The sequence below is a fragment of the Tractidigestivibacter montrealensis genome, from assembly GCF_024741235.1.
GTDB lineage: Bacteria > Actinomycetota > Coriobacteriia > Coriobacteriales > Atopobiaceae > Tractidigestivibacter > Tractidigestivibacter montrealensis.
Map to the genome: position 1 here is coordinate 297,926 of NZ_JANSKA010000002.1, position 17,301 is coordinate 315,226.

General features: G+C 62.6%; 16 protein-coding genes. 11 read left to right on the plus strand and 5 right to left on the minus strand.

Translation table 11 applies throughout. The annotated features are described in order from the left end of the window. Positions 1-78: 78 nt before the first annotated feature. Complete coding sequence (locus NVS32_RS04425; RefSeq protein ID WP_258498861.1) at positions 79-1,056, plus strand: flavodoxin family protein; 978 nt, start codon at positions 79-81, stop codon at positions 1,054-1,056. A 124-nt stretch (positions 1,057-1,180) separates the two neighbouring features. Here the strand turns inward: NVS32_RS04425 and NVS32_RS04430 are convergent, their stop codons facing one another. Beyond that, positions 1,181-2,794: a PucR family transcriptional regulator gene (locus tag NVS32_RS04430; protein WP_258498862.1), complete on the minus strand. Its 1,614-nt coding sequence runs from the start codon at positions 2,792-2,794 to the stop codon at positions 1,181-1,183. A 150-nt stretch (positions 2,795-2,944) separates the two neighbouring features. Here NVS32_RS04430 and NVS32_RS04435 point away from each other — a divergent pair, with 150 nt between their 5' ends. From NVS32_RS04435 to buk (NVS32_RS04460), 6 genes are all read left to right on the plus strand, one after another. Beyond that, positions 2,945-3,565 carry a TetR/AcrR family transcriptional regulator gene (locus NVS32_RS04435; RefSeq protein WP_258498863.1) on the plus strand — a complete coding sequence of 207 codons (621 nt, stop codon included), beginning with the start codon at positions 2,945-2,947 and terminating at the stop codon, positions 3,563-3,565. A gap of 285 nt (positions 3,566-3,850) precedes the next feature. Next, positions 3,851-5,146: a thiolase family protein gene (locus NVS32_RS04440; RefSeq protein WP_233519081.1), complete on the plus strand. Its 1,296-nt coding sequence runs from the start codon at positions 3,851-3,853 to the stop codon at positions 5,144-5,146. Between the two features lie 39 nt (positions 5,147-5,185). Beyond that, the gene (locus tag NVS32_RS04445) at positions 5,186-5,653 is read left to right on the plus strand and encodes a Zn-ribbon domain-containing OB-fold protein (protein ID WP_052009950.1); all 468 of its coding nucleotides are present in this window, start codon (positions 5,186-5,188) and stop codon (positions 5,651-5,653) included. A gap of 58 nt (positions 5,654-5,711) precedes the next feature. Further along, positions 5,712-5,951 carry an acyl carrier protein gene (locus tag NVS32_RS04450; RefSeq protein ID WP_032111661.1) on the plus strand — a complete coding sequence of 80 codons (240 nt, stop codon included), beginning with the start codon at positions 5,712-5,714 and terminating at the stop codon, positions 5,949-5,951. Positions 5,952-6,039: 88 nt separating this feature from the next. Further along, positions 6,040-7,047: a phosphate acyltransferase gene (locus tag NVS32_RS04455; protein ID WP_072355621.1), complete on the plus strand. Its 1,008-nt coding sequence runs from the start codon at positions 6,040-6,042 to the stop codon at positions 7,045-7,047. Positions 7,048-7,049: 2 nt separating this feature from the next. After that, positions 7,050-8,162, plus strand: coding sequence for a butyrate kinase (gene buk / locus NVS32_RS04460; protein WP_258498864.1), 1,113 nt, complete (start codon positions 7,050-7,052; stop codon positions 8,160-8,162). 42 nt (positions 8,163-8,204) lie between these two features. Here buk (NVS32_RS04460) and NVS32_RS04465 read toward each other — a convergent pair whose 3' ends face one another. Beyond that, complete coding sequence (locus NVS32_RS04465) at positions 8,205-9,098, minus strand: LysR family transcriptional regulator (protein WP_258498865.1); 894 nt, start codon at positions 9,096-9,098, stop codon at positions 8,205-8,207. 124 nt (positions 9,099-9,222) lie between these two features. Here NVS32_RS04465 and NVS32_RS04470 point away from each other — a divergent pair, with 124 nt between their 5' ends. From NVS32_RS04470 to NVS32_RS04485, 4 genes are all read left to right on the plus strand, one after another. Next, a complete protein-coding gene (locus tag NVS32_RS04470; protein WP_258498866.1) occupies positions 9,223-9,798 on the plus strand; it encodes a DUF1097 family protein in 576 nt (191 codons plus the stop codon). A 49-nt stretch (positions 9,799-9,847) separates the two neighbouring features. Then, positions 9,848-11,980, plus strand: coding sequence for an oxidoreductase (locus NVS32_RS04475; protein WP_258498867.1), 2,133 nt, complete (start codon positions 9,848-9,850; stop codon positions 11,978-11,980). Between the two features lie 186 nt (positions 11,981-12,166). Then, positions 12,167-12,685 (plus strand): hypothetical protein, encoded by a 519-nt coding sequence (locus NVS32_RS04480; protein WP_032111665.1) that lies wholly within the window; start codon positions 12,167-12,169, stop codon positions 12,683-12,685. 96 nt (positions 12,686-12,781) lie between these two features. After that, the gene (locus tag NVS32_RS04485; protein WP_032111666.1) at positions 12,782-13,648 is read left to right on the plus strand and encodes an MBL fold metallo-hydrolase; all 867 of its coding nucleotides are present in this window, start codon (positions 12,782-12,784) and stop codon (positions 13,646-13,648) included. A 166-nt stretch (positions 13,649-13,814) separates the two neighbouring features. Here NVS32_RS04485 and NVS32_RS04490 read toward each other — a convergent pair whose 3' ends face one another. From NVS32_RS04490 to NVS32_RS04500, 3 genes are read right to left on the minus strand one after another with little or no spacing between them, the layout of a single operon-like run. Beyond that, positions 13,815-15,089 carry an MFS transporter gene (locus tag NVS32_RS04490; RefSeq protein WP_258498868.1) on the minus strand — a complete coding sequence of 425 codons (1,275 nt, stop codon included), beginning with the start codon at positions 15,087-15,089 and terminating at the stop codon, positions 13,815-13,817. 3 nt (positions 15,090-15,092) lie between these two features. Next, positions 15,093-16,217: a butyrate kinase gene (buk, locus tag NVS32_RS04495; protein ID WP_258498869.1), complete on the minus strand. Its 1,125-nt coding sequence runs from the start codon at positions 16,215-16,217 to the stop codon at positions 15,093-15,095. Between the two features lie 39 nt (positions 16,218-16,256). After that, positions 16,257-17,252 carry a phosphate acyltransferase gene (locus NVS32_RS04500; protein ID WP_258498870.1) on the minus strand — a complete coding sequence of 332 codons (996 nt, stop codon included), beginning with the start codon at positions 17,250-17,252 and terminating at the stop codon, positions 16,257-16,259. Between the last annotated feature and the right edge of the window lie 49 nt (positions 17,253-17,301).

Below are 17,301 nucleotides of genomic sequence, written 5' to 3' on the forward strand. Positions count from 1 at the left end.
CATCAGGGAGGCGTGCGCGGGACCGGATGGCCTGGTGCCGCACGTCAAGCATCCCACATCCCAGGAGAGGGGTCCTTCATGGCAAAGTTCAAGGTTATGGCCGTTTGCGCAGGCAGGAAGGGTGGCAACGGCGAGGCTCTCGCAAAGGAGGCGCTGTGCGCCGTCGAGGAGGCGGGTGGCGAGGTCGAGCTGCTCAACCTCTTCGACTACAACATCCTGCCGTGCACCGGCTGCGAGGGCTGCACCATGCAGATGGGCAAGATGGCCGCCGGTCTTCAGGATGAGTACCACGGCTGCGTCCTCAAGGACAAGGACGATACTGACGCGATCATCACCGAGATGCACACGTGCCAGGGCATCATCTTCGTGGTCCCCACCTACGACCTCACGCCGAGCTCGCTCTACACCCGCCTGGCCCAGCGCTTCCTTGCCTACGAGCTCTCGTTCCTGCTCGCCATCGGTGCCGTCAAGGAGAACCCGCACACTGTGGCGGGGCTCATCTCGGTGGGCGGCTCCATGCACGACTGGCAGTCGCTGGCGCTCGAGAGCCTGCAGGCGACCATGTTCACCCAGTCGCTCCAGGTGGTTGACCGCTACATGGCCACACGCGACGGCCGCCCCGGCAACACCTTCGTCTACGCTGACCAGCTGCCCCGCGCTCGCAAGATGGGCGAGAACATCGTGAAGGCCATCAACACCCCCGTCGAGGAGCGCGGCTGGCTCGGCGACCCCAACGACGGCGTGTGCCCCAACTGCCACTCCAGCCTCGTCTATCCTGGCGACAAGCACTGGGACGGCATCGAGTTCCCTTGGGAGTGCGCCGTGTGCGGTGCCGGTGGAACGCTGGGCACCAACCCCGAGACCGGTCGTCCCATGCTCGTGATCGATCCCGAGAACGGCCTCATCCGCGACCGCAACAACGACAAGGCCCGCGCCGAGCACCTGAACGAGATCAACAAGACCCGCGATCAGTTCTTTGCTCAGCAGGACCAGATCAAGGACCAGATGAAGAAGTACCGTGACATGAAGTTCCCGACCCTGGAGATCAAGAGGTAGCCCCTCCATCAGCGTTCAGCCATTCCGCCCGACCGCGAGTAATTCCCACGGTCGGGCGGTATTGTTTTTTTGCCCGCAAGACGGACGACCTGGATGTGGGCGCTCTGCCGAGCGGCCACGCTCCCTAGTCCTCCTCGGCCCTGAAGTCCTTCCTCGAGATGTTCAGACGAGACTTGAAGAGGTCGAGGTAGAACAGGACGCGGTACGAGAGCTGCAGCATGAACTGGTCCTCGCCGGACGAGAGGTCGCATCCCAGGATCTCGCGGATGCGACCCAGCCGGTAGAGCAGCGTGTTCTTGTGCAGGCTCAGCATCCTTGCCGAGCGCTGGGTGTTGCAGGCGTTCTGCAGGTAGATGAAGAGGGTGTCCATGAGCTCGGTGCCGTGCTCGCGGTCGTAGCGGGCCAGGCGCATGAGCGAGGGGTGCACAAAGTTCAGCAGGTTGTACTGCTTGTTGGTGAGGTCGAGCATCTGGACGTAGGCATAGTCGCAGTAGTGGTAGACCTGCCCGTCCTCGAGGAAGACCGAGACGAGGCGCCCGGCCGAGATGGCGGCGCGAGCCTGCTCGTAGTGGCTCTGGATGTGCGTGAGGTCCTCGAAGGCGTTGCTCACGCCCACCGAGAGGTCGTTCACGTCGGCGACCTTGCGGAGGAGCTCCTCGGTGTAGTCCCCGAGGCCGGTGCCCTTCTCGCGGGAGAAGAGCACCACGAGGGCCCGCTCGTACGTGGCGTAGATGCTGTTCGTGAGGCAGCCCGTGAGCTGCATGGCAATGGAGTCCAGGTCGTGCGGGGCGACGTCTGCGTGGTTGGGGTCGAAGACTGCCAGGTAGAGCTCGGGCAGGGGCCTGAAGTCGAGCACGCTCAAGCGACGCGCGGTCACGGCGTGGCTGGGCTGCTCGTCGTTGAGGAGGCTCGTCAGGAAGTAGGAGTCCATCTGCCCGCGGCTTGCTACGTAGAGGTTGGTCTTTTGCATCTCCTGGGCAACGAAGCGCCCCAGGCGTGCCATGCACTCCACGTCCACCTCGCCGAAGGGATGGTCGCGCTCGATCATCATGGTGTGCGCGATGGTCACCCCGTGCACCACCGAGGGCGTGACCATGGTGTTTGCCCCGAGGACCTCGTTGTACACCACGATGGGGGTCGAGGACTGGGCGCATCGCTCGCTGATTCGCTCGTGCTCGATGAAGGCGACGCCGTCCTCGAGGATCGACTCGTAGTGAAACTCCTGCTCAAGCACCCTGTCAATGGGGTTTTGTGGGTTGAGCCTGCCCTCCACGTGGCGGGCTACGTAGTGGTAGGCGCTGTCCACGACTACGATGGGGTTGCCCAGCGCGCGCGACGCCTCCTCGATGAGGTACTGGAGGCCGTTGTTGGTAAAGTGAGCGGTGAGCATTCGGCGAACGATGTCCGTCACCTGGATGTCCTCGAGAAAGAACCCCTGGAGGTCGTTGTAGCAGGAGAAGGGGTTGAACTCCAGGCGAAGGAGGATCACGTTGCACGAGGCGCTCTCGAGGAGGCCCTTGGGAACCTCCTGGCACCCAAAGAGGACAAGGTTGAAGATCTCCTCGACCGGCGCCTCGGGGAGGTGGACGTCATCCGAGAAGTAGAGGACGTTCGAGTGTATGCACCTCGTCGTGGCCGTGAGGAAGCAGATGTTGTCGATGTTGACCTCTGGGTCGCGGAGCTTCCTCAGGGCAACGGACCCTTCGGGCAGGCGCTTGAGCAGCTCTTTGAGTTCCATGGGTTGGTCCCTCTCGTCGTATGTGCAAACACACAAAATAATACGTGAATGTCGCACCGGCCGTTGGTCTCGCGCGCACGGGCTGCGTGTGCCCCATGGGCTATAGTTCAGCGTGTTGTCACTGGAGGCGGACGTGCGGGAGGTGCTCGCATGAAGCGGGGCCCTGGAAGCGCGGCAAAGCGAGGCGTCGAGGAGAGGGTCGAGGAGGCGGTCTTCGGCCTCATGGAGACGACCGACATCCCCGACATCAAGGTGAGCGACGTCGTCTGCTTCGCTGGCGTGTCCCGCTCGACCTTCTACCGGCACTACGACAGCGTCGAGGACGTGGTGAAGCAGTTCGAGGCGGGGCTTCTCGACACCATGCGGACGATCAACAACACCGCGCTGGGCGTGCGGTTCGACAAGGCAGAGCTCAGACCCACGCATTCGATGGTCGCTCGCATGGAGGTGCTCCGCAAGAACCGCGACAAGATCGTGGCCCTCAACAGCGACCACGGCGACCCCGTCTTCCAGCACCGTGCGACCATGCTCATGCACGAGTACTTTCGCATCCGCCTGCAGGGCGTGGGCGGCTCGGAGCTCCATCGCGACCTGTACCTCTCGTTCGTGATCGCCGGCCACAACAACCTCATCCAGTACTGGCTCGAGAAGCGCCCGGAGATTCCGCCCACCGAGGTCGCCGCCATGCTCAACCGCATGTACTACTCGCCGCTGTTCATAGACGAGAAGACCGCGCTCGAGCTTCCCGAAGACCCGTTCGCCCGCCTGTAGGGACCACTTGCCGGGGCCCGGTCGCGCCAGGGCGCCAGCTTTCGCTTGCGGGATAGACACCCTGGTCTACCAGCGGATTCATGCGCGCGCCCAAAGACCCTCCCCGTGGCGCCGCGTTCTTTGGACGTCACAAACAACCGGCGTCTACCTGCGAGAAGAAACACATGCCCATTGAGTGTCCCATATTGCGGGACACATTGTGTATATATGTCCCGCTCTGTACGTGAGGCACCCCATATCCTGTGCTCGTACGCAGCGAGAGTTCTGCAGCACACGAGCAAAGGAGTGATCGTCTTGGTCAAGCTTGGCAAGCAGGCACGCAGCGTGTCCATCGTGGGCGTCGGCTGCACTCCCTTCAAGAACTTCGAGGACCACCCCCAGACCAAGGGCATGAGCGAGGGCGATGCCTTTGGCTATGCCGCGCTTGAGGCCATCCAGGATGCCGGCCTCGAGCCGCGCGACATCCAGTACTTCTACCACGGTGCCGCTAACCCCTTCATGATTGGCGACTCCCTCACGCCCAACATGCAGGTGGCGGACTGGTTTGGCGTGCGCGGCATTGGCTCGGTGCACCACTCCGAGGCCTGCTGCACGGGCTATGTGGCCCTGCAGGAGGCCGTGCAGGCGGTTGCCTCTGGCACCTATGACGTGGTGCTTTCTGGCGCCGTTGACCTGGCGGCCTCGCTTCCCGTGGTTGACGCCCCCGGCTGCTTCCGTCGCGACTTCCCGCTCTCCGAGATGCTGCCCTCCATCCCCAAGGTCTACGACCGCGCCTACGGTCGCCCGTTTGACTCCGCGTTTGGCATCTCGTTTGATAACTGGATCAACAAGTACCGCTGGGAGTACGACCTCACGGCCGAGCAGATCGATGATGCCCTGAACGGCGTGTCCAAGTCCCTGCGACGCGACGCCGTGCTCAACCCCCTGGCCTTCTCGACGAAGACCTTCGAGGAGCTTGCCAAGGAGAACGACCTCCCGGACGCCGACGCGTACCTCAAGGGCTTTGGCAACCCCAAGGTCACGCAGTACCTGCGCGTGACCGGCTTCGAGATCAAGTGCGACGGCGCTGCCGCCCTGGTGGTCATGCCCACCGATATGGCCGTTGCTCGCGGCCTCGACCACAAGGTGATCGACGTCCTGGGCACGGGCGCCGCCGCCTTCGAGGGCGCGACCCCGGACAACGAGTACAACGGCACCAAGGTTGGCACCCAGCAGGTCTACGAGCTCACCGGCGTGAGCCCCGACGAGCTTGACCTGCTCTTTGTGAACGACTTCTTCCTGGCTGGCGACATCGTTGCCGCCGAGGAGGTTGGCTACATCCCGCGTGGCGAGGCCTGGCAGTACGCCATCGACGGTCGTATGGGCTTTGACGGTGACAAGCCCATCAACACGCACGGCGGCCGCTGCAACTTTGGTCATGCGCACGGCGCCTCGGGCGTGGCGGACGTGGTCGAGGCCGTCAAGCAGATGCGCGGCGAGGCCGGTGCCACGCAGATGCCCAAGGCTCCACAGACCACGTTCCTGCGCGGCTTTGGTGGCGGCCAGAACATCCGCTGCCAGATCCTGCGCACCCACGACTAGCGCCCGGCGCGCATCCAAGCAACCAAGAGGAGGTACACGATGCTTCTTGAAGACATGGAGCCAATCGTTAAGAAGTTCTACGACGGCGTTGCCGAGGGCAAGCTCCTTGGCCGCAAGTGCACGGAGTGCGGCGCCATCGAGTTTCCGCCGCACCTGGGCTGCAACGCCTGCGGCTACCACCAGACCGAGTGGGTGGAGCTCTCTGGCCATGGCACGCTCGAGTCCTTTGTGGTGCCCGGCATCCAGAACGACAAGCCCTACCTCAAGGAGGTCGCGCCCTACGGCTACGGTAAGGTGCGTCTCGACGAGGGCACGGAGTACTCGTTCGTGATCTTCTGCGGCAAGAAGAAGGTCGTGAAGGGCCTGCAAGAGCGCCTCTACAAGAACCACGAGACCATTGGCGTCCACTTCAAGCCCATCAAGCGTGTGGTGCCCGAGAAGGAGGGCTCTGACGTGATGGTCGAGTGGTGGGAGCCCTGCTTCGAGCTCGACGAGGTCGCGGAGTAGCGCTGCGGCCATGGACTGTTGAACATCAAATATTGAATCAAGACGAAAGGAACCAACCATGGACAAGAACGAGCTTTTCTCGACCCTCGCAGGCCTTGCCAAGGAGGCCTACAAGACCGACGTTGACATCACCCCCGATACCACCTTCGACGAGCTGGGCAAGGGTTCCATGAAGATGATCGCCCTCACCTCGATGATCGAGAACGAGCTCGACGCCGAGGTCACTGTCACCGAGATCATGAACATGAAGACCTTCGGCGAGCTCGTTGACCGCGTTGCCGAGGAGGTCGAGGAGTAGGCCATCTCGCCCACTCACGTGCACGACCAAGCAAACCCCGGGGCGGCTCCTTCTGGGGCCGCCCTTTCTTTTACCTTTGGAGAGACACATGAACCTGATGGATGACATGCGCGAACGTGCTAAGGCAGACGTCCAGCGCGTCGCCTTCTTCGAGGGCGAGAACCCCACCATGATCAAGGCCGTGGCCGAGCTCACCGCCCAGGGGCTGGCATCGTGCGTGGTTGTCGGCAACGTCGAGGCAATCGAGAGGAACGCCGCTGAGCAGGGCGTGAGCCTTGAGGGTGTGGAGCTTGTCGACCTTGCCGACGAGGAGGCAAACGAGGCCCTGGCCCAGCGCTTCGAGGTCCTTCCCAGCTGCCGCTGGAAGGCCAAGGGCGTGCGCCGGCGCGTGGTGCGCCCCATGGAGCGCGCCCTCATGATGCAGGCGCTTGGCGACGTCGACATCACCTTTGGCGGCATCGACTGCCCCACGGGTGACGTTATCCTGGGCGGCCAGGAGATCATCGGCCTGGCAGACGGCATCGACACCATCTCGTCAATGGGCATCTTCGACATCCCCGGCTACGAGGGCTCCGCGGGGCAGCTCCTGGGCTTTGGCGACTCCGCCGTCTGCCAGAACCCAACACCCGAGCAGGAGGCCTCCATCGCCATCTCCGCCTGCGACACGTGGAACGCCCTTACCGGCAGCGAGGCCCGCTGCGCGCTGCTCTCGTTCTCGACCGACGGCTCCGGCGCGGGCGAGATGGTCCAGAAGGTGCGCGACGCGCGCGACATTGCCAACGAGCGTCGCCCGGACCTCAAGATCGACGGCGAGTTCCAGCTTGACGCCGCGCTGCGCCCGGAGGTGGCGGCCCACAAGGTGCACCGCGAGAGCGCCGTTGCTGGCAAGGCCAACGTCATCATCTGGCCCGACCTCAACGTGGGCAACGTGGGTGTGAAGCTCGTGCAGATGTTTGGCCACGCCAACGCGTACGGTCCCATGCTCCAGGGCTTCAAGAAGATCGTCTGCGACTGCTCGAGAAGCGCCCCCGTGTCCGAGATCGTGGGCAACGTCGTGATGTCCTGCGTGCGCGCGCAGTGCCTCAAGGGGGAGTAGCCATGACCGAGAAGAACTACCGCATCCTGGTCATCAACCCCGGCTCCACCTCCACCAAGGTGGGTCTCTTCGAGGGCGAGACATGCGTCTTCTCGAAGAACGTCTCCCATGACGCCCAGCGCCTGGCCCAGATTGGCGACGTCTCCTCCCAGCTGCCCTATCGCCGCGACATGATTATGGGGATCTTGGACGAGAACGGCGTTGACCTCTCGACCATCGACGCCTTTGTGGGCCGCGGAGGCGGGCTCCTCTCGCTGGAAGGCGGCGTGTACTCGGTGGACGAGACGCTGCTCAACGACGCCCGCCGCGGGGCAAACGGCGTGCAGCACCCGGCACAGCTGGGAAGCCAGCTTGCCCACGAGCTTGCGGCCAGCTGCGGTAAGCCCGCCTTTGTGGTGAACCCGCCGGACACCGACGAGCTTTGCGACGACGCGCGCATGACGGGCATCCGGGGCGTCTACCGCAACGTCCACCTGCATGCGCTCAACCTCAAGGAGACTGCCATCCGCCACGCCAAGACGATGGGGCGCCGCTATGAGGACTGCGACTTCATCGTGTGCCACATCGGCGGGGGGATCTCCATCTCGGCACACCAGCACGGCCGCATGATTGACGGCTACGACATCGTGGGTGGCGAGGGTCCCATGACCCCCACGCGCGCAGGTGCGGTACCCGTGGTTGCGGTGCTCGACTACCTCAAGGATCACGACTCGGCCGAGACGCGCAGGCTCTGCCAGCGCAGCGGTGGCTTTGCCGACCTTCTCGGCACCTCCGACGCGCTGGAGGTGTGCCGTCGCGCTGAGGAGGGCGACGAGGCGGCCGCACGCGCCTGGAGTGCTATGGAGTACCAGATTGTGAAGTACATCGGGTCTATGGCCACGGTGCTCCACGGAGATGTGGACGGCATTCTCCTGGGTGGCGGCATGGTGCATAACCAGGGCCTTGTTGCCTACGTGCGCGACTCGTGCGGATGGATAGCCCCCGTCACGGCATACCCGGGGGAGTTTGAGCTTGAGGCCATGGCGGCAGGCGCGATACGCGCCCTCTCCGGCGAGGAGGAGGTCAAGCGCTACTCGGGAAAGCCGGTGTTCTCCGGCTTTGCCTGCTTCGAGTAGGGGACGGGTATGTGGGTCCCGCGCGTCACCTGGCGCGGGACCTCACCCCACCTGCAGGTACTTGTCGAGAAAAACATCGAGCGCATCGTTTCTGCGAGACGGTAGCCATGCCGCGACGGTGCACATCTCCTGTTCCCTGCCCTCGATTGGGATAGCGCTCACCTTGCCGTTTGCGTGGATGAACGACGTGAAGTAGCCGGGTAGGAGGGCATATCCCATCCCCGAAGCTACGGCCAGCACAGTTGTCGCGATGTCCTGGGAGACGTAGGCAACCTTGGGGGCAAGGCCCGCATCCTCGAGCGTGGTGTTAATCCTGGAGTTTTCGCCGTAATTCTCGCTGCCCCGGTCGATGTCCACAAGCTCATAGCCCTTGAGCTCAGAGAACTCGATCGTTTGCCTTCCGGAGAGTGGATGGCCTGCCGGCACTACGGCAAGGAGCGGCCAGTGTTTCAGGACCTGGTACTCGATGCCCTCCATCTGGGACGGGTCATAGAGAAGGTTAAAGGCGACGTCGATTGTCTCGGCCTTGAGGGCATCGTAGAGCTCGGAAACATTCTCGCGCATGAACGAGACCGTCACGTACGGGTTGTCCGTGAGAAAGGAGAGGACCATATCCGAAAGATTCGTGTGCTCATAGCCCTTTATGTAGCCGATGGCTAGCGTGCCATCTATGCCCTTGCTTCTCCGTCTAGCACGGATGAGCGATTCCTGCTCGTAGCGGAGGATGGTCTTGGCGTCGCCCAGCAATGACCTTCCAGCCGGCGTGAGCTCAACGTGGTGGCTGTCTCGCTCGAAGAGACGGGTGCCCGCCTCCTTCTCTAGGAGCTTGATTTGCTGGCTAAGCGCAGCCTGCGAGACAAAGAAGCGTTTGGCTGCACGCGTAAATGAAAGATCCTCTGCAACGGCTACAAAGTACTCAAGCTGCCTTGTCTGCATGAGCATATGCTCCTCTTTGCAATAAGAATTACTTATTGAGCGTCACTATCTACGATACATCAACCCAGATGATTGCTGCTTACGATAAGAAACGTAGGCATAACTGACGTATTAGGGAGCTGCAATGTCTGACAGAAGAAAGATAAAGCTCGTCCAGTCGCTCACGGGTGCTATCGTGCTGACCCTTCTCATGCAGGTCATGCCAGTCCTAGGGTATGGCAGCTACATCTGGATGCTCTTCCTGCCACTTCTTTTGTTCTTCGCCCTCGGAGCAGACTTCAAGAAGATTCCAGCAATGATCATCGGCTATGTCTGCGGCTGCCTGTGGTCAATCGTGAACGCCCTGGTCATGCAACTCTTCTCGGGCTTTGGTGACAACGCGTTCCTCTCGAACATCCTGCCCACAATCATCGTGATCTTCCTCATCCTTACGACTCACGAGAACCTGCTCGAGGGAACCATCTTTGGCAACATCCCCAGCATCTTTCTGGGCCTTTCCACGTCGTTCTTTGTCTTCATGCTCAATGTGCCACTGACGACGCTGCACCTCATTGGCTTCTATTGCTACGGGCTCGTGCTGGCGGCCGCCCTGGTTCTCTCTGGTATGGCGGTGTGCAGCGCAATCTTTGGCAAGGAACGCACGATGGCAGCGCTCATGCCACTTCCGCAGGATGACAAGAAGGATAAGAAGAACAGCTAACTCCACCGCAGCTTCATTCCCAGCTAAGGAAAGGAATAGGTGAGAAACCATGCCAGAGAGAGGTAAGCAGGGGCAGGTGGCACCCCAGAGCAAGGTCGTCAGGAGCCTTGATGAGGCACAGGCAATCTATGAGGGACGGCCAGGTGCTTCGAGGTACCCTCACGTCTTTGACCCTATCGAGATTCGCGGCAACGTCTACAAGAACAGGCTCATAGCTGCACCTACGATGTTCTTCCACGCGGTCTATTTCATCCCGCAGATTGCGGAGAACATCTACCGTATGGTGGGGGTTCGCGCAGAGGGTGGCTTTGGTTGCGTTTCCACCGGCGAGATTCCGGCGAACTTCGAGGAGAGCCGCGGTGCCTTCATGGATCGTGCCATCGACATTCACCACTACTACGGAAGCGACTTCGACAAGGCCAAGGAGTATGCAGATCGCATCCATGCGGGGGGCGCCCTTGCCTACTTCGAGTTCTCCCATGAGGGCCTTGAGGCTGACGATGCCGATCAGCCATGGGGGCCGGAAGACATGGTGCGCGAGGACGGCAGGCACGTCTTTGGCATGGATCGCCAGATGATGGAGAAGGTCTGTCGCGACTTCTTCGACCTCGGACGCTTTGCGGTTGCTGCAGGCTTTGACGGGGTCCTGCTCCATGGTGGACACGGCTTTTTGATTCAGCAGTTCGTCTCACCGGCAACCAACCACCGGACCGATGAGTTTGGGGGCTCCATCGAGAACCGCTCGCGTTTCCCGAAGATGCTTCTCCAGGCGCTGAGGGCCGGCGTGGGTGAGGACAAGGTTATCGAGCTTCGCATGAGCGCCGAGGACGGCGAGCCGGGCGGAATGACGCTTGAGGATACCTGCGGATTTGCCGAGCAGATCGATGGCCTGGTAGATATCTTCCACGTGTCTAATGGCATCAAGAAGCTGGGCAACGGTAGCGACACGTTCAGTGACATCTTCGACGTCCACGGCGTGAACCTCGAGCGTGCGGCAGCCATCAAGAGGCACCTGCACAAGAGCCTCGTCTCGGTTGTTGGCGGCTTCAACAGCGTAGCGCAGGCAGAGGATGCCATCGCCTCCGGCAAGGTTGACTTCGTCGAGTACGCACGCCAGTGCTTCGCCGACCCCATGTTCATCGAGAAGACCCTCGACGGTCGGGAGGACATGGTGCACCGCTGCGTGCGCTGCTTCCACTGCTATCCCGGATTCTGCGAGCACAAGACCGACATCCCTCTCTGGTACCAGCTGCCTCCCGAGGAGTTCATGAAGATCTACAGCCCAGCCGTTATGGGAGACTGCTACATCAATCCCGAGTCTGGCCTTGGCTTCTATCCCGACCAGCTGCCCAAGCCCGAGGGCAAGCGCCGCGTACTTGTCGTGGGCGGCGGTGTTGGTGGCATGCAGGCGGCAATCACTGCAGCACGTCGCGGTCACCATGTGGTGCTTGCCGAGAAGTCCGACCGCCTCGGAGGCGTGCTGCTCTTCTCAGAGCATGACCATGACAAGCGCGAGTGGTATGACTTCATCGAGGTCCTTCGCCGCGAGCTTAGCGAGAGTGGCGCCGAGGTGCGGCTGAATACCATGGTAGATGCGGAGTACATTAGGAAGTCGGCGCCTGACGCCGTCATCATTGCCGTGGGCGCACATAACCGTGGCTGCAAGCTGCCTGGGTCCGAGCGGGCAATGGATGCAGCAGACAGCTACTACCACTTGAGTGAGCTGGGGCACTCCATCGTGATTGCCGGTGGTGGACTCACCGCTTGCGAGACCGCCCTTAACCTGGCGAGCCTTGGCCATGAGGTCACGATGGTCGTGCGCAAGGCTCGCATCACGCCGAGCACGTTTGGCTACTATCGCAACGCGCTTCTCGACGAGATGGACAAGCGGGGCATCAAGCAGATGCTCTCCACGGTGCCCATAGAGTTTACCGCCGATGGACTTGTCTGCGAGAAGGCCACGGACGACAAGGGCACGCCTGGCGGTGAGCGCCTGGTGGTGCGGGCGGATACGTACATGTACTCGTTTGGCATGGAGCCCAATTCCGAGCTTGCCGGTGCCCTCGCCGCAGCCGCCGAAGAGGTGGGAGCCAAGGTCTTTAACATTGGCAATTCCAATAGGGCGACGATTGTACGTGATGCCGTTCACGATGGATATAAGGCAGCGATGGCCGTTATCTAATGCGTATCCATGTTCGTGCGATAGCACATAAAGCCGACACATATTGGCAAAACCTTGTGCTATGGGCCATAGGATGGTCGAAGGTCTGCGCCTAGCATGAAGTCATCGGGCGGCGTGCGGGATTGCTCCGTACGCCGCATTTTGTACCTTTGGGCACACGCCCAGCGTCTAGGGAAGGAATCACTCATGCCGATGAAGACTTCTACGAGGTTCGTGAAGGCAGCAATTCTGGATGTTTGCACAGCGCTCGTTCTCTGCACGCTGTGCGAGTGGCTTGCTCTTTACGTGTTCCATACCGCCACCCCGGCGCCGGGCGAGGGCTGGATTTGGCCTATGTTCTGGATCAACTTCGTGTTTGCGTGGTGCGTCGCCACCATCATCGGCATGATTCCTGGGGTTGTCGACATGGGCTTCAATTGGGCCATGAAGCGCTCCAACCCCTCCGAGGGAGCCAAGTTCGGTGCGCTTGTGAACGTCCCCATCAACACCGTCTACTCTGTCATTCTCTGCTACCTGGTGGGCACGCTTGACGCCTGCGTCCTGGGCGGCGCGCCGTTCGTTGCCTCGTTCTTTGGCTTCCTCCAGAACATCATCCCGGTGTGGATTGCCTGCTACGTGGTGACCTTCCTTCTGCAGGGTCCCATCGAGAACTTTGCGCGCAAGGTGTGCAACGACCCTGCTCCGGCAATGCCGCAGATGCACTAGGGTATAGCAGCCTGCTTTGGGCATGCACATAGACTGATGGCGCCCGGGCCGAGAGGCTCGGGCGCCACTTTGGGCATTTTGGGAGGTACGTCTCGCATGGACAAGATCTTCACGGTGACAGACCTGGGCGAGGGCCTGTGGGAGATAGCGGACTGCGTTGGCTGCCGCTGCTACCTGGTAAAGGGGCGCGATCGCGTGGCGCTTGTCGACTCGTGCGTGGGCGTGGGCGACCTGCGTCCCGTGGTGCGCGAGCTTAGCCGCGGCCTTCCTGTGACCGTGCTTCTCACGCATCGCCACCATGACCACATTGCGGGTTCGTACCTCTTCGACGACGTGCGCATTCCCCGCGAGGAGGACGTGGACATTGCCCTGGGCGAGGAGCAGAACGAGCATGCCGTGCGCATCTACGTGGAGCAGGGGCGCGCGCCCGAGGGGGCCTTCTCGGCCATGCGCGATGGAACGCGGCCAAGCTTTACGTACTTCGAGGAAGGCGACGTGCTTGATTTGGGCGGCGTCACCATCGAGGGCGTCTTTCTCCCCGGACATACCGACCACTCGATGGGTTACCTCGTGCGCGAGCGGCGGCTGCTGCTCTCCGGGGATGCCGTGACGCCCTGCATGTGCCTCTTCTTTCCCGAGAGCCTGCCTATTGCCACCTGGCGCCAGACGCTCGAGAAGATGCAAGGACTGCCCTTCGACACGTTCCGGATTGGCCACTACTCGCACGAGTTCCGCAAGAGCGACCTCGACGGCTTTCTCGCCGCGGCGGACTACGCGCTGAGCGGTGCGCGCGGGCTCTCGTGGATGTACACCTACATCGAGGGACTTAAGGGGTCGCTGTATATCTCGCCTGACACGCCGACGGATGACGCCGATTCCCCGGATTTCCGTGCCGTTATTGGGCCGTACGTGCCGCGCGAACACAAACGCCGCCGGCGCCACGGTGCAGACGGGGCGGCCTGACGCCCGAGGGCACGTTGTCGCAGCTATCACGTATCAAAGCGGCCCTCCGGCGCCGATGTGGCGCCGGAGGGCTCATCTCGTACAGGATTGTGTCAATAGCCGCTGCTCGGGCGTCATTATCTCGCCCGAAGGTGCATTTCTGCAGCAGCGCAGGAACTTGAAGCACCTACTCGGCCCGGGGCACATGCGCAAGCGCGAAGAGCGCCAGCGCCAGGCACGCCGCCATGCACACCAGCGACAGGGCGAACATGAGGCCATACCCGCCTGCGGAATCGATTACCAGGCTCCAGAACACCGCGGCCACGGCGCTCATGAGCGAGCCCACCATGGAGACGCGCGAGTAGATGTTGGCGTAGTCGGCGGAGCCAAAGACGCTTCTCACCAGGAGCGGTGTCTCGACCGTGGTCATGGCGTAGACAACGCCAAAGCAGAATGCGCCAACAAGCAGTAGCGCAAGCACCGAGGGGATGCCCCACATGAGAAGGACGCCCACCGCGCCACCTGCAATGCCGCAGATGGCACCAAGGCGCACGGAGTGGTCGCTCACGGAGCCGAGAAACACCTTGCCAATGGCCTGCCCGCCCATGGCCGCAGAGGCAACCACGCCCGACGCCGCTGCAATCTGCGGCAGTGAATTGGAGAACGATAGAGCGTAGCTTGAGAGGAACTGGTAGACGGTCTGGTTGAGCGTGATCAGCCCGCAGAAGGCAACAATCGCCCAGAACGCTGGCGTGCGCATGGCGTCTGCTGCCGAGACGCCCTGGGTGCCCACGGTTGCGGCGCCGTCTGCGTCAGCCGCGTCCTTCTCGCCCGCGCCATAGGGGAGAAGGCCCTTGTCGGCCGGCTTGCCCCGCACCACGAATAGCGTGAACGGCAGCGTCCCCACAAGGATGATGGCGCCAAAGACGAGATAGGCTTGGCGCCATCCCTCGGGCGAGCTCTGGATGATCGCGGTGCCAATGGGGTTGAAGATTACGCCGCCAATGCCCGTGAAGGCCATGCACAGACCCACGAAGAAGCCCACGCGCTTGACGCACCACGCGTTGATGAGGGTAGGAACTGCCAGGTAGATGAGGGGCGCCACGCCCACACCTAGCACGATGCCAACAAGGTAGAACTGCCAGACCTCCTGGCAGGACGCCATGCCAAACATGCCCAGACCGCAAAGCGCCGTAGCAACGGAGAGCACCACACGCGCATCCCGCGCCGCAAGGAGCTTGCCGGCAACGGGAAGCGTGGCCATCATGGCCAGGTTGAGCACCGAGAAGTACAGCGTGAATGACGCCTTGGGCACGCCAAAGAACTCGGACACCGGCGTGAAGAAGATGCCCGCGCACGAGAGGACCAGCGCGCAGGGGAGGCACGTCATCACGATGCACGAGAGGACGATGAGGTACGCGTAGTGAAAGCCGCCGCGCGTGGCTGTGTTGCTGCTCGCCATGCCCTAGGCCTCCACGTCGGCGGGGGCGCCGGCCAGCTTGAATCCGTCCCAAGAGGGCACGCCCGTGTAGGCCATGACCTCCTCGGTGCCTTCGAGCGCGCGCACCGCACCCGCGGCAGCGCCCTCCATCTCGAAGTCGCCCGCATACACAAAGACCGGGGCAATCCAGCTCACGTGTGACGTCACGTAGTCAACAAAGCGCTGGTCATGCGACACGCCGCCAGTGAGCACGATGCCGTCGACCCTGCCCTCGAGCGCCGCTGCGAAGGCACCGATCTGCTTTGCGGTCTGGTACGCCATGGCCTCGAAGACGAGCTTGGCCCACTCGTCGCCAGCGTCGATGCGCGCGTCTATCTCCTGCGCGTCATCGGTGCCGAGAAGGCCCTTGAGTCCGCCGGTCTTGCCAATGACACCCATGACCTCCTTCTTGTCGTGCGCGCCCGAGAAGGCAAGGGCGGCAATGGGCTTGGCGGGCACGTCGCCGGAGCGGTTGGGGGCAAACGGTCCCGAGCCCTCCAGCACGTCGTTTGTGTCGACCATGCGGCCGTGCTCGTGCGCCGCCACCGAAAGGCCGCCTCCCACGTGCGCTACGATTACGTTGACCTCGTCGTAGCGCTTGCCGAGAGACGCCGCGCAGCGGATGGCGCACTCCTTCTGGTTGAGACAGTGCACGTGGCTCTTGCGGTAGACGCCGGGGTAGCCTGTGATGCGCGCCACGTCCGCAAGCTCGTCGGTGTCAGGCTGGTTCACGGCAAAGGCGGGCTTCCCGTAGCGGCTCGCCAGGTCGAAGAGGATGGGCGCACCCAGGATGGCAGGGTGGTTCATGCCGCAGTTCAGCACGTGCTCGCAGACCTTCTCATCAATGCGGAAGATGCCGCCCTTGGTGGGGCCCATGCCCCCGCAGTAGCCGGAGAACGCGTCGATGCTCTCGAGCGCAATGCCAGCGGCTGCAAGAGCGTCGAGGACGGTTGCGGTACGGAACTCCAGTTGGTCGGCCGCGCGATCAAAGCCAGCCAGCACGGCGGGGTCGTGGCGGACGTTCTCCCTCATGAGGGCCTTCTCGCCCTCAAAGACCGCCACCTTGGTGGAGGTGGAGCCGGGGGACAGTGTAAGAATGCGATACGTCATGTAAGTGCTCCTTGATTTTGCGTTTGTGCGCGGTGTGGGCTAGCGGGCGGAAAGGACGAGCATGGCGATGTCTCCCACCATCTCCTCGACGGAGGAGCCGCGCGAGCTGTCGGCCACAGGGCGCCTGAAACCCGAGAGGTTGTGGCCGTAGCCCTTGCCGTGGGCAAAGATCTGGATGAGCTTCACGACGCTGTTGGCGCAGTTGAGGTCGGGGAAGACAAGCACGTTTGCACGGCCCGCCACGGCGCTCTCGCGCTTGACCTTCTTTGCCGCCACGGCCGGAATGATGGCAGCGTCAAGCTGAAACTCGCCGTCGAGCGCGAGGTCTGGCCTGCGGTCGCGGGCGATCGAGATGGCCTTGCGGATGCGTTCGACGCTGGGGCTCTCGCCGGAGCCGTCCGTGGAGTAGCTGACAAACGCGCAGCGGGGCTCCCAGTCCATGAGGGCCGAGACGTTGTCGCATGCGGCAATTGCGATGGAGGCCAGCTCCTCGGCTGTGGGCTCGGGGTTGAGGCCGCAGTCGGTGAGGGCAATCACGTCACCCTCGGGGCCAACAAAGCCGGGCGTCTGGACAAGCGCCAGGATGGAGGGCACGTCCACGCCGTCTGCCAGGCCAATGATCATCTGGGCCGCCATGAGTACGTCGCCGGTGGTGTTGGTGTGGCCGCAGAAAGTGCAGTCGACGTCGCCCAGCTCCTCGAGCATCATGGCGTAGTTGAGGGGGTTCTTGAGCTTGCGGCGCGCAGCCTTGGCCGAGAAGAGCCGCTCGCGACCGGCGTTCATGTAACGCTCGGCCAGGGTATCTGCCGCCTCCGCGTCGGTGGTGTCCACGATGCGCATGCCCTCAGTGGAGACGCCCGCGGCCTCCGCGGTCTGGGCGATGACGTCTGCGGGGCTCACAAGGACCGGCGTCCCAATGCCGTCGTCCGCCACGCGCCTTGCTGCAAGCAGCGTGTCCTCGTTCTCGCACTCGGGAAGCGCCACCACCTTGGGGGCCTTGCGCGCCTTCTCGATGAGCTCGTCAATAAGTGCCATGGTCTCTTTCTACCTTTCCCTTGGCGATGTACGTGAGGTTGTGCGCTAG

Coding starts and splice junctions, on each gene's coding strand:
- NVS32_RS04465 (WP_258498865.1), bottom strand. CDS start 9,098: ATGCAGACAAGGCAGCTTGAGTACTTTGTAGCCGTTGCAGAGGATCTT.
- buk (WP_258498869.1), bottom strand. CDS start 16,217: ATGACGTATCGCATTCTTACACTGTCCCCCGGCTCCACCTCCACCAAG.
- NVS32_RS04450 (WP_032111661.1), top strand. CDS start 5,712: ATGGACAAGAACGAGCTTTTCTCGACCCTCGCAGGCCTTGCCAAGGAG.
- NVS32_RS04475 (WP_258498867.1), top strand. CDS start 9,848: ATGCCAGAGAGAGGTAAGCAGGGGCAGGTGGCACCCCAGAGCAAGGTC.
- NVS32_RS04435 (WP_258498863.1), top strand. CDS start 2,945: ATGAAGCGGGGCCCTGGAAGCGCGGCAAAGCGAGGCGTCGAGGAGAGG.
- NVS32_RS04425 (WP_258498861.1), top strand. CDS start 79: ATGGCAAAGTTCAAGGTTATGGCCGTTTGCGCAGGCAGGAAGGGTGGC.
- NVS32_RS04470 (WP_258498866.1), top strand. CDS start 9,223: ATGTCTGACAGAAGAAAGATAAAGCTCGTCCAGTCGCTCACGGGTGCT.
- NVS32_RS04490 (WP_258498868.1), bottom strand. CDS start 15,089: ATGGCGAGCAGCAACACAGCCACGCGCGGCGGCTTTCACTACGCGTAC.
- NVS32_RS04445 (WP_052009950.1), top strand. CDS start 5,186: ATGCTTCTTGAAGACATGGAGCCAATCGTTAAGAAGTTCTACGACGGC.
- NVS32_RS04500 (WP_258498870.1), bottom strand. CDS start 17,252: ATGGCACTTATTGACGAGCTCATCGAGAAGGCGCGCAAGGCCCCCAAG.
- NVS32_RS04430 (WP_258498862.1), bottom strand. CDS start 2,794: ATGGAACTCAAAGAGCTGCTCAAGCGCCTGCCCGAAGGGTCCGTTGCC.
- buk (WP_258498864.1), top strand. CDS start 7,050: ATGACCGAGAAGAACTACCGCATCCTGGTCATCAACCCCGGCTCCACC.
- NVS32_RS04455 (WP_072355621.1), top strand. CDS start 6,040: ATGAACCTGATGGATGACATGCGCGAACGTGCTAAGGCAGACGTCCAG.
- NVS32_RS04480 (WP_032111665.1), top strand. CDS start 12,167: ATGCCGATGAAGACTTCTACGAGGTTCGTGAAGGCAGCAATTCTGGAT.
- NVS32_RS04485 (WP_032111666.1), top strand. CDS start 12,782: ATGGACAAGATCTTCACGGTGACAGACCTGGGCGAGGGCCTGTGGGAG.